This is a genomic window from Herbaspirillum chlorophenolicum (assembly GCF_001189955.1).
In the GTDB taxonomy this organism is placed as follows: domain Bacteria; phylum Pseudomonadota; class Gammaproteobacteria; order Burkholderiales; family Burkholderiaceae_D; genus Herbaspirillum; species Herbaspirillum chlorophenolicum.
In genome coordinates this window covers 1-8,311 of record NZ_LFLT01000082.1, presented here as the reverse complement: position 1 = coordinate 8,311, position 8,311 = coordinate 1, and the positions used below count along the sequence as shown (strand labels likewise).

Sequence of the window (8,311 nt, the reverse complement as noted above, 5' to 3'; positions counted from 1 at the left end):
GGGGAGCCAGCCGAGATAAAGCAAATGTTCATACATAAGCGAAAAAGTAATTAAGAAATCATCCATCATTCATATTTCATAGATGATTGGTTACCTTTTCGACCTTATGGATGCCTTGCTCACGTCCTACCGTCCGTGTCGCATTAGGAACGTGTAAGCACGGACGGTGCCAGGCTTATTTGGCAGGACGAATTCCCGTCACGACGGGCGCGGCTCCACTCCCCTTCAATTCGAATGTCACCTGGTCTCCGACTTTGAGGCCTTGTAGCATTTTCTCATCCGATACTTTGAAGCCCATGGTCATTGCCGGCCAGTTTAGTTCTTTGATGGGTTGATGTGCCAAGGTAACGGTTTTTTGCTTCTGGTCGAGGCTCTTGATGACACCGGTCCCATGAGAAATCATTTCGCCAGCATCGGCTTGGCCCATCTTCATGCCTTGCATGTCTGCGGAAAATACGGGCGCGCTGCTGCCCAGCGATGCGGTAAAAAGCATGGCGTACATCAAGTTCTTCATATCAACTTCCTTTCACATTGAGGATAAATTAAGCCGGATTGGCTTTGGGTTGACGACCACGCATCAAACGATACGCGGCCGGAATGACGAACATCGAAAGCAATGGAGCGGTAATCATGCCGCCGACCATCGGCGCTGCAATCCGGCTCATGACTTCGGAGCCGGCGCCGCTTCCCCACAGAATTGGGATCAGGCCCGCCAGGATGACGGCCACGGTCATCGCCTTTGGGCGGACCCTGAGCACGGCACCTTCGCGGATTGCATCCTCCAGTACGGGGACTGAGATAGCACCTACCTGTTGTTCACGGACAGAGACCGCCTGTTTCAGGTACAACAGCATGACTACGCCGAATTCAGCGGACACGCCAGCCAGAGCGATGAACCCGACACCGGTGGCAACCGAGAGGTTGTAGCCTTGAACATAGAGGAACCAGATGCCGCCGACCAAGGCAAATGGCAGTGAGGCCATGATCAATGCTGCCTCATCGAAGCGCCGGAACGTCAAATAGAGCAGCACGAAGATGATCATTAGCGTTGCCGGCACCACCAGCTTCAAACGTGCATTTGCTCGCTCCAGGTATTCGAATTGTCCCGAGTAGGCAATGCTCAACCCGGGCATCAGCTTTACCTTGGAACTGACCGCAGTGCGCAAGTCGGCGACCACAGATGACAGATCCCGCTCCCGGACATCGACATAGATCCAGCCGCTGGGCCGCGCATTCTCACTTTTGAGCATGGGTGGACCATCGCTGATCTTCAGCGTGGCAACAGTTCCCAAGGTGATCTGCTGGCCGCCGCCGGTCAGAATCGGTAGATCGCGCAGGCGCTCTAGCGAGTCCCGAGTCTCTCTCGGGTAACGAACGCTGATCGGATAACGCGCCAGTCCCTCAATCGTCTCACCGACGTTCTCCCCACCGATGGCCGACGAGACGATGCTCTGGACATCAGCGATGTTGAGACCGTAGTTGGCGGCGGTCAGCCGGTCGATATCGACATCCACGTAACGTCCGCCACTGAGACGTTCGGCGAGCGCGGAGCTGACGCCCGGTACTGCTTTGGCAACCTGTTCAATTTCTTGCGCCGTCTTGTCGATATCGGCCAGGCTGGTGCCTGACACTTTGACGCCAATCGGGCTTTTTATCCCGGTAGCCAGCATGTCTAGCCGGTTACGAATGGGCGGCACCCAGATATTTGACAGGCCAGGCACTTTGACGACCCGGTCAAGTTCATTCACCAACTTCGCCGGCGTCATGCCGGGGCGCCATTGATCACGCGGCTTGAATTGAATGGTCGTCTCGAACATCTCCAAGGGGGCGGGATCGGTCGCACTCTCGGCACGGCCGGCTTTGCCGAAAACACTGGCGACTTCCGGAACCGTCTTGATCAGGCGATCGGTCTGTTGCAGCAGTTCGGCAGCTTTGGATGCGGACAAGCCTGGCAAGGCAGACGGCATATAGAGTAGATCCCCCTCATCCATCTGCGGCAAGAACTCGCCGCCCAAACGGCTGATCGGCCATAAGGTCGTCAACAGCGCAAGCGCCGCAATTGCCAGTGTCGCCCTAGGCCGTCGCAAGACGGCTTCCAGTAACGGCCGATAGCAACGAATCAGCCAGCGATTGAGCGGATTGCTGTTCTCCGAAGGGATCTTCCCGTGGATCATGTAGCCCATCAGGATCGGAATCAGCGTGACGGATAATCCGGCGGCACCAGCCATTGCATAGGTCTTGGTAAATGCCAATGGCCCGAATAAGCGTCCCTCCTGCGCCTCCAGCGTGAATACCGGGATAAACGACAGGGTAATGATCAGCAAGCAGAAAAACAGCGTTGGTCCGACCTCTGCGGCCGCCTCACCAATGACTCTCCAATGGGTTTCCCCCTGCAAAGGTTGCCCTGGATGTCGATGCGTCCACTCTTCAATATGCTTGTGCGCATTCTCGATCATGACAACGGCGGCATCGACCATGGCACCAATTGCAATGGCGATCCCCCCTAGGGACATGATGTTGGCATTGACGCCCTGATACCGCATCACGATGAAGGCAATCATGATGCCCAGCGGCAGAGAGACGATGGCAACCAGGGCAGAACGCAGATGCCAGAGGAACAGGCCGCAAACGACCGCAACGACAATGAACTCCTCAAGCAGCTTGTGCGACAGGTTGTCGATGGCACGATCGATCAACTGGCTCCGGTCATAGACGGGTACGACCTCAACACCAGCGGGCAGGCTTTTTTTGAGCTCTTCCAGTCGGCTCTTGACGGCCGCAATGGTGTCCTGCGCGTTCTTGCCTGAGCGCAGGATGATGACGCCTCCCACCGACTCACCTTCGCCATTGAGTTCCGCAATACCGCGGCGCATCTCCGGTCCGAATTGGATGGTCGCCACATCACCCAGTTTGACGGGTACGCCGTTTTTCCCCGTCGCCAAGGGAATGTTGCGGAAGTCCGCCAGCGCCTTCAAATAGCCGGAAGCCCGCACCATGTACTCGGTTTCCGCCATCTCCAGCACTGAGCCACCGGTTTCTTGGTTGGCCTTCTTGATCGCTTCGACGACCTTGTCTTGCGCGATGTTGTAGGCCGCCAGTTTCACCGGGTCGAGCACCACCTGATATTGCTTGACCATGCCGCCTACCGTTGCGACTTCGGCGACATTGGGCAGGCTCTTGAGCTCATATTTCAGGAACCAGTCTTGCAGGCTACGTAACTGGGCCAGGTCGTGTTGCCCGGTCCTGTCGACCAGCGCGTACTCATAGATCCAGCCGACGCCGGTAGCGTCCGGCCCCAGTGATGCCTTGGCCGAAGCCGGGAGGCGCCCCTGTACCTGGTTGAGATATTCCAGTACCCGGGAACGCGCCCAATACATGTCGGTGCCGTCCTCAAACAAGACATAAACGAAGGAGTCGCCGAAGAACGAGTAGCCCCGCACGGTCTTTGCCCCCGGCACCGACAGCATGGTGGTTGCCAGCGGATACGTTACCTGGTTCTCGACGATTTGCGGTGCCTGGCCAGCATAGGTAGTCCGAATGATGACCTGAACATCCGAAAGATCGGGCAACGCGTCCACTGGGGTGGTCTTGAGCGCCCATACCCCCCAGGCCCCCAGAAAAAGCACACCACACAAGACCAGGAAGCGGCTGCGAAGCGACCATTTGATGAGTTTTTCGATCATGGCGTGCTCCGATCCAGCTTTTCGATCACATAATCGCCATTTCTCTCTTGGAAACCGAAATGCACGCTATCTCCGGTCTTGAGTCCAGCTGCCATCTCAGGCCGCGCCAGTTTGAATGACATTGTCATGGCTCCCCAGCCCAGCGTTGGGACCGGACCATGCGAGAGCGTGATGTCAGGGCCCTGCAGCAATTCAATTTTCCCGGTGGCCTCATTGAGTGGCATCTGGGCGCTTTTGGCGTCAGCAGCTGGTGAAGTGTTCAGCCGCGTGAGCATGCCTTTCAGGCTGGCCTCGGAATCGATGAGGAATTGACCGGACGTGACAACTTGTTGACCGTCAGTGACGCCATCCAGGATGACGCTCTTTCCATCGGATTCTTGGCCAAGCTTCACTTCGACCGGCTGGTAGCGCCCATCGCCGGTTGTGACCAGAAGAATATTGCGCGCGCCGGTACGGATGACCGCTTCAGACGGCACCAGTAGGCTTGGTGTTGCCTTGCCGCCCCCCAAGGTGATTTGCGCATACATGCCCGGCCTCAATTTGCCATCGCGATTGGGCAACTCGGCGCGAACCCGGAGGGTACGGCTGTCGGCGTTGCTCTCCGGCAGAACGGCAAGGATCTTGCCTGTGAATTTTTCGCCGGGATACGCCGCAAAATCCGCTTCCAGCTTGTCGCCGACGTTGACCTGTGCGGCTTGCGCCTCAGGAATTGCCGCTTCTAGCCACACGGTATCGAGCCCGTTGATCCTGGCCAAAGGCGCCCCCGCCGATACCGTCATTCCACTCCTGATATCCAAGGTCTGAATCAAGCCCGCAATAGGTGCAGCGATGGTCACTATCGTCTGAGGTCGGCCACTCTTCTCCACATGGCCAATCAGATCACCCGGCATCCCGAGCAACTGCAGACGTGTGCGGGCAGCCTGGATCAGCGCCACGTCCTTCGTGCCGAGCACCGCCAAAAATTCTGCTTGGGCGCCGGTCCATTCCGGAATGAGTAAGTCCACCAGGGGCGCACCACGTGCAATGACGTCGCCAGGAGCACGTGCGTAGACCCGCTCAACAAAGCCGTTGCTTCGGGACTGCACGATTGCCACTTGGCGATCATTGAGCTGCACGTTGGCGACAGCGCGCACGGTGCTCGAAATACTGCCACGCTCGACCTTGGCGGTGCGCATGCCCAGGTTCTGGCTAATTCCAGGGTTGATCCTAACGGCGGCGCCTTCATCTTGCTCATCCGCGTATTTCGCTACCAGTTGCATGTCCATGAACGGCGACTTTCCCGGCTTGTCGAAACGCTGATTCGGCATCATCGGGTCGTACCAATACAAAACCTTACGCTCGACTTGCGTAGCTGCATTTGCTGGCTCCGTCTGCATGGCTTGAGCTCCGGCAGCACGATGCGCCATCCAATAGCCGGCCATACCGCTCCCGGCGCCGACAGCCACGATCAGCATGGCGATCAGATAAGTGCTTTTTTTCATTGTTGATCTCCCCCATAGGCGAAATAGAGCCGGGCGGCGACTGCGGATTTTTGCGCCTCCAAATCGATGATTTTCAGGCGCTGGTCGACGACTTCTCGGCGTGCCGCCAGGACCGTCGTCAAGTCACTTTTGCCTGCGCGATAGCTGGCGTATTGGAGTTCGGTCTTTTGCTGTGCCAAGGGCAAGACCGTCTGGTTGGCGCGCTCAAGCTGGCGGGTCAAGGACTGGTAGTCGGCCAGATCGCTTTCGAGCTCGTTGGTGTGATCGCGCAGCATGGCCTCGCGGTCTGCATCGATGCGATATAGCTCTTGCTGTTTAGCCGCGATGAGGGGATCCTGCCTTGTCGCGGGGGAAACTGGAATCTCGAACGTGAACTGGACCGACACCATGTTGCCAAAGCGCGGGTCACGTCGCTGATAGGCTAGCTCGACACCCCAATCGGATTTCTTCATCGCCTGCGCTTGGCGCAATTCTGCTTCCGCCTTGTGGCTCTCCGCAGAATAGGCTTCCAGTTCCGGATGCTTGTGCAAGTGATCGCGTAAATGGTCAGCATCGATGCGCAGCTCAGGCAAAGCATCGACCAGTGGCTCATCGGCTTCACCACCCACATAGCGGCGGAGGCCGGACTTGGCCTTGACGAGGTCGCGGATCAGTTCATCACGACGGTCAGCCAATTGAGCCGCTTCCTGCTTCGGCATCACACTATCGGCTACCTGAGTACGGCCAGACGCGATCTGTGCGCGCACGGCATCTGCCAAAAGCAAATTCTCTTTGTCCAAATCATCGAACAGCGAGATCTTGCGTTCCAGGAAATAGCGGTTGAGCCAAGCCAAGGCCGTGGCTCTGCGCAGCTTGAGGCGCTCCACTTGCCGCTGTGCTTGCGCAGTTTCGATCGAAGCTTCGGCTACGGCAACGCGGGCCTGGCGCTTGGCCGCATTGGGAAAATCCTGCATGACGCCGATTTTCTGCATCGTCATAGAGTCGGCATTGAGTCGGCCTCGATCCGGCCCGGAGACGGGATAGTTGTCGATACCGGCAAAGATCTTGGGGTCAGGTAAAGCACCTGCAGGTATCGCCGATGATTGGGCTGCCGCAATTTGGGCCCTGTTGGAGGCCAGGTTGGGAGACTGGCGCTCGGCGATATCGAGCGCAGCGTTAAAAGATAAGGGAGCCGCGTGGGCAAGGCCGGACATCCCCGCTAGCAAAGCAAGCAGGGCCCCGGATATCCTGTGAAAGGACATGATTGTTCACTCCATAGCGTGACTGCGCGAAAAAGCGCGCGAAAGACCACTTGGCGCTCAAGCCAAGCGTGTCAAGAAATCAGCAACGATCAGAGTGAACGAGGGGGACGCCACAATCCGGACGGATCGTGGGAAGGAAGAAACGATTCGGGCAACAGGGAGACCGTTGCGATCAAGGGAAGAACGTGCAGATTAACGTCCGCTGAAGGTGTGGTCGACGGAAACACTTGGCAAATCTTGCAGGCGTCTCCCATCTTGCATGGCGCCGTCGATTTTGATGACTTGTCCCCACTTGACATGCTCATGACGCAAGTTTCGTCCGAGCTGTTTGCGGAGACCGACATCTCCATGGCAGGAGTGACACTACGCATCATTTCGACCATGCGCACAGCCGCCAATCCCTCAAGGGGAATGGCAATGGCTAGCAACACTATCAGAAATGTACGAAGCATTTTCATCGCACAAATTATAGATCATGTCTCGATGAGCTGGGTTTAAATAGATTTCTGGTTCATTCGCTTGCTCAGTTCTAATGCGCTTTCTCGGCGTTCGCTGTATCGGTCGGTCAGGAACGGCGAGACATCACGCGTTAGCAGCGTGAATTTGAACAGTTCTTCCATCACATCGACCACCCGCTCGTAGTAAGGCGATGGCTTCATCCTGCCAGCGTCGTCAAATTCTAGGTACGCTTTGGCCACCGAGGATTGATTGGGAATGGTCAGCATCCGCATCCAGCGCCCCAAAATCCGCATTTGATTCACAGCATTGAAGGACTGCGATCCACCGGACACTTCCATGACGGCCAAGGTCTTGCCTTGTGAAGGACGGATAGCCCCCTGTGTCAACGGAATCCAGTCAATCTGGGCCTTCATGATGCCGGTCATAGCGCCGTGGCGCTCTGGCGAACACCAAACCATACCTTCGGACCAGTTCGCCAGCTCGCGTAGTTCCGCGACCTTAGGATGTGTCTCCGGTTCGCTATCCGGCAGCGGCAAGCCGCGGGGATCAAAGATTTTGACCTCGCCGCCCATCGCTTCCAGCAGCCGTGCCGCTTCCATGGTCAATAACCTGCTGTAAGAACGTTCACGAACAGATCCGTACAGCAGGAGAAAGCGCGGACGGTGGGTCGATGCGCCAATTTTCGAGAAGTCACCGATCGCCGGCACCTTGAACTGGCCGGGATCGACGTTAGGCAGATCAGTTACCTGGTGCGACACGTTGGCCCTCCGCATTGATCACGACTTCGCCATCTTCCTTGGTGAAAGCGCCTTGCTGCGGGTTCGGGAGGATGTCCAATACCAACTCGGACGGACGGCACAGCCTGGTCCCCTTGGTCGTCACGACGAATGGCCTGTTGATCAGGATGGGATTGGCCAGCATTGCATCCAGTAGTTGATCGTCGGTCAAGGTAATGTCATCCAGACCCAGCTCAGCATAAGGCGTGCCTTTCTGGCGGATGGCTTCACGAACCGTCAGGCCGGCATCCTGAATCATCTTGACCAGCTGCTCGCGGCTGGGCGGATGCTGCAGGTATTCAATCACGGTCGGCTCTTCGCCGCTGTTGCGGATCATGGCCAGGGTGTTGCGGGAGGTCCCGCATGCGGGGTTGTGATAGATGATCGTCATGGTGAGGTCCTATTGTGAAATCGGCTCTGATTGCGGGCGAATCGCCGCCGTAGCGAAAAAGAAGAGAATTGCTCCCGTCGCCGCTATGGCAACCAGGGCAGCTATGGCACCGGGATAGCCGCCTCCGACGCTATAGAGGAGCGATGCAACGAACGGACCGGCTGCGAAAGCGATCGTGACCGGAGTTGCCATCGCGCCGCTGATGGCGCCGTAGGCCTCACGGCCATACAACTCGGCTGGCAGCGTCCCGCGAACGATGGTCATGACGCCGTTGCCCATG

At 57.4% G+C, this 8,311-nt stretch carries 6 protein-coding genes and 1 pseudogene; all 7 read right to left on the bottom strand.

The window, feature by feature from the left end:
• Positions 1 to 175: 175 nt before the first annotated feature.
• Positions 176 to 514 (bottom strand): copper-binding protein, encoded by a 339-nt coding sequence (locus tag AKL28_RS22635; RefSeq protein WP_008328976.1) that lies wholly within the window; start codon positions 512 to 514, stop codon positions 176 to 178.
• A gap of 28 nt (positions 515 to 542) precedes the next feature.
• Positions 543 to 3,683 (bottom strand): efflux RND transporter permease subunit, encoded by a 3,141-nt coding sequence (locus tag AKL28_RS22630; protein ID WP_050470559.1) that lies wholly within the window; start codon positions 3,681 to 3,683, stop codon positions 543 to 545.
• Positions 3,680 to 5,164, bottom strand: coding sequence for an efflux RND transporter periplasmic adaptor subunit (locus tag AKL28_RS22625; protein ID WP_050470558.1), 1,485 nt, complete (start codon positions 5,162 to 5,164; stop codon positions 3,680 to 3,682). The genes AKL28_RS22630 and AKL28_RS22625 overlap by 4 nt, the downstream gene beginning before the upstream one ends.
• Positions 5,161 to 6,405 carry a TolC family protein gene (locus AKL28_RS22620; RefSeq protein ID WP_050470557.1) on the bottom strand — a complete coding sequence of 415 codons (1,245 nt, stop codon included), beginning with the start codon at positions 6,403 to 6,405 and terminating at the stop codon, positions 5,161 to 5,163. The genes AKL28_RS22625 and AKL28_RS22620 overlap by 4 nt, the downstream gene beginning before the upstream one ends.
• Before the next feature lie 494 nt (positions 6,406 to 6,899).
• Positions 6,900 to 7,637 (bottom strand): arsenical resistance protein ArsH, encoded by a 738-nt coding sequence (arsH, locus tag AKL28_RS22610; protein WP_154134776.1) that lies wholly within the window; start codon positions 7,635 to 7,637, stop codon positions 6,900 to 6,902.
• Positions 7,603 to 8,031 carry an arsenate reductase (glutaredoxin) gene (gene arsC, locus AKL28_RS22605; RefSeq protein WP_050470556.1) on the bottom strand — a complete coding sequence of 143 codons (429 nt, stop codon included), beginning with the start codon at positions 8,029 to 8,031 and terminating at the stop codon, positions 7,603 to 7,605. The genes arsH and arsC overlap by 35 nt, the downstream gene beginning before the upstream one ends.
• Before the next feature lie 9 nt (positions 8,032 to 8,040).
• Positions 8,041 to 8,311: pseudogene (locus AKL28_RS22600) on the bottom strand (MFS transporter); the annotation flags it as partial.

Bases quoted from the DNA above. Each gene is read 5' to 3' on its own strand.
- AKL28_RS22635 (WP_008328976.1), bottom strand. From the start codon at position 514: ATGAAGAACTTGATGTACGCCATGCTTTTTACCGCATCGCTGGGCAGC.
- AKL28_RS22630 (WP_050470559.1), bottom strand. From the start codon at position 3,683: ATGATCGAAAAACTCATCAAATGGTCGCTTCGCAGCCGCTTCCTGGTC.
- AKL28_RS22625 (WP_050470558.1), bottom strand. From the start codon at position 5,164: ATGAAAAAAAGCACTTATCTGATCGCCATGCTGATCGTGGCTGTCGGC.
- AKL28_RS22620 (WP_050470557.1), bottom strand. From the start codon at position 6,405: ATGTCCTTTCACAGGATATCCGGGGCCCTGCTTGCTTTGCTAGCGGGG.
- arsH (WP_154134776.1), bottom strand. From the start codon at position 7,637: ATGCGGAGGGCCAACGTGTCGCACCAGGTAACTGATCTGCCTAACGTC.
- arsC (WP_050470556.1), bottom strand. From the start codon at position 8,031: ATGACGATCATCTATCACAACCCCGCATGCGGGACCTCCCGCAACACC.